General features: G+C 30.2%; 2 protein-coding genes. Both read left to right on the top strand.

Going from position 1 to position 3,375, the window contains the following annotated elements:
* Positions 1–2,325 (top strand): ATP-binding protein (locus CD032_RS10195; protein WP_258026257.1); only part of this gene is annotated, 2,325 nt, incomplete at its 5' end.
* Positions 2,325–3,266: a 3'-5' exoribonuclease YhaM gene (gene yhaM, locus CD032_RS10190; RefSeq protein ID WP_019468130.1), complete on the top strand. Its 942-nt coding sequence runs from the start codon at positions 2,325–2,327 to the stop codon at positions 3,264–3,266. The genes CD032_RS10195 and yhaM, both read left to right, overlap by 1 nt.
* The last annotated feature ends 109 nt before the right edge of the window (positions 3,267–3,375 follow it).

Below are 3,375 nucleotides of genomic sequence, written 5' to 3'. Positions count from 1 at the left end.
AAGCTATCCTCTTATAAACGTTTAGTAGATGATAAAGATAAAGCTAATCGACGTTTAGAAAATTTGAAACAAAATTTAAATCAACTGTCTAAAATGCATGGTCGTAAACAAAAAGAATTAGCTTTACATGAACAAACACAAGAATGGAAAACACTAGAAACACAATTAAATATCGAACCTGTCACATTTCCTGAACAAGGTATCGATCGCTATGAATCTGCAAAAATTCAAACACAAAATTTAAAAAGAGATATTGGTTTAAGAGAAGAGCGTTTAGCACACTTAAAAAGTGAAAACGAAAAAATCAATGTCCCTAAGCAATCTGATATAGATGCTTTTAACCATATACAACAACAAGAAAATGAAATTAAACAAAAAGAATACGAATTAAAATCAGTTGAAAAAGAAATTCAAGATAAAGAACGTGAAAAATCCGGCTTAAAGTCTAATATTGGCTGGCAAGATGTGTACCATGAAGTAGACAGTTCAGATGCAATGAAAAGTCACGTAAGTAATCAAATTAAAAATAAACAAGAACAGACTGCTTTTATTCAACAATTAGAACGCAATATTGAAGAAAGTAAAATTGATAAAGAAACAAATCAAACTGAGATGGATGCATTAGAAAAAGATATTGTGTCTGATGAAAATTATGAAAAGAAAAAGCAATATAACAATCGTGTGTTTGAACTACAAGAGAAGAATAATTTATATCAAAAAATGAAAGAAGCATTTGATAAAGAACAACAAGAAAATGAACGTAAGCAGAATATCTTCCGATTTGCCTTAATTATATTAGCGGTTGTTGGTATTGGGTTAACAATCTTTTCATTTATTTCTGCTAATTTGGTCTTTGGTATTGTATTTGCAATACTATCTCTTATATTTATCGTAGGCATCTTCTTAGTTAAATCGAAAGAGATTGGACATAGTGAAACATTTTCTAATGAAATTGAAGATTTGCAACATCAAATAAATGATTTAGAAGCTAATTATAATTTGGATTTTGATTTAGATGATCAAAATAGGATTCGCGAACAATTTCATAATGCTATTAAAACGAAAGAAGCATTAGATAAAAAAGCAAATTATTTATCTTCTAATTTAGAAGCGGCTCAGCACCAATACTCAAAATCAGAAAATGAGATTAACCAAATTAAAGATGAATTACATTTATCTGATAAAATTTCAGACGAACTCATTATTGATAGTATTGCGACGATGAATAAAATTAAGGATTATGACAATCATACGGTTGAATTGAACGATCAAAAAATTGAGTTACAGCAAGCATTAGATACATTTTATGAACATGCAAAAGCAGTAACACAAAATCAATTTACGGCTTTTAACACGTTATCTTTATTTCATGATGTAAATCAATGGTTAAAAGAAGAAACAACGAATTTAGATAAATGGAATAGGAATCAAGAACAAATCGCTTTAATAGAAAGTGAATTATCACAGCTTAAACATCGTTTAAATGAGAACAGTAATGTGATTTCACAATTATTTAACTTTGTAAGTGCAAATGATGAAGAATCATTTTATTATCAACATGCACAATACCAAGCTTATCATCAACAATTAAATCGTTTTAATGATTTAACAAAATATCTGGAAAATCAAAATTATAATTACGAAGCTAGTTCTATGTTAAGTCAAAAAACATATGCACAATTATCTGAGGAAGACGAAGTGTTGGAAAGACAAGTAGATCATTATAATGACCAATATTTAGAAATGCAATCAGAAGTCAGTGATTTAAACGCTAAAATCACTGATATGGAAACAGATAAAACACTAGCGGATTTACGTCATAAGTTCCATATTTTGAAAAACAGAGTGAACGATGAAGCGAAAGATTGGGCAAGTCTCAGTTACTTACAATCTTTAGTGGAAGGACATATTAAACAAATTAAAGACAAGCGTTTACCACAAGTGATAAATGAAGCAACAGAAATCTTTGCACATTTGACAAATGGAAATTATGTACAAGTTACTTATGCGAATGAAGTTTTAATGGTAAAACAAGTGAATGGTCAAATGTACGAACCAATTGAATTAAGCCAGTCTACTAAAGAAATACTCTATATCGCATTGCGTTTAAGTTTAATTAAAACATTAAAACCTTACTATCCATTCCCTGTAATTATTGATGATGCATTTGTACATTTTGATAAACATAGAAAAGAAACGATGATGAATTATCTAAGACAAATGCCTAATGATTATCAAATTTTATACTTTACATGTGTCAAAGATACAAGTGTGCCTTCAAAACAAATTATTACTTTGAATAAACCTGAGGAAGGCGGTAAATAATGAGAAATGTAGAAAAATTAAATCCTGGAGATTCAGTTGATCACTATTTCTTGATTCATAAAGCGACTCAAGGTGTGACTGCTCAAGGAAAAGACTATATGACGATATATCTTCAAGATAAAAGTGGAGACATCGAAGCCAAATTATGGACTGCTACTAAGGAAGATATGCGCGTGCTAGAACCAGAGAAAATTGTACACGTCATTGGTGATGTTATAAATTATCGTGGACGTAAACAGATGAAAATTAATAAAATTAAATTAGCATCAGATGAAGCTGATTTAAACATACATGATTTCGTAGATGGCGCGCCGCTGACACCAGAAGAAATCAGAGAAGAAGTCTCTCATTACATGTTAGAAATTGAGAATGCCAATTTACAACGTATTACAAGACATTTATTGCGCAAATATCAAACGGAATTTTTTACATTCCCAGCAGCAAGTACACATCATCATAATTTTTCAAGTGGGCTAAGTTATCACGTATTAACTATGTTACGTGTCGCAAAATCTATTTGTGATATATATCCACTGTTAAACCGTAGCTTGTTGTATAGTTCTATCATTTTACATGATCTTGGTAAAGTTAAAGAATTGAGTGGTCCTGTTGCAACAACATATACAGTTGAAGGCAATTTGTTAGGCCATATTTCTATAGCAAGTGATGAAGTAGCAGATGCTGCTCGTGAATTAAAAATAGAAGGTGAAGAGGTATTATTACTACGTCATATGATATTAGCGCATCATGGTAAAATGGAATTTGGCTCTCCAAAACTACCTCATATGAAAGAAGCGGAAATTTTATTTTTCATCGACAATATTGATGCAAAAATGAATATGTTTGAAAAAGCATATAAAAAAACACCAAAAGGTCAATTTACTGAACGTATATTTGGACTTGAGGGTAGACAATTTTACAATCCAACATCATTGGATTAAACAAAAAACTAATATACGTTTAAAAAATAAATTCTTAAAAAGGACTAATCCAATTTTGTGAACTGCACCCTGTCAAGTAGACAGTGAAAAAAACAAAATGTTTATGGCT

Source organism: Staphylococcus cohnii subsp. cohnii (genome assembly GCF_002902365.1).
Classification (GTDB): domain Bacteria; phylum Bacillota; class Bacilli; order Staphylococcales; family Staphylococcaceae; genus Staphylococcus; species Staphylococcus cohnii.
Note: the sequence above shows the minus strand (reverse complement) of the source record. Positions and strands in the feature narration are given on the sequence as shown.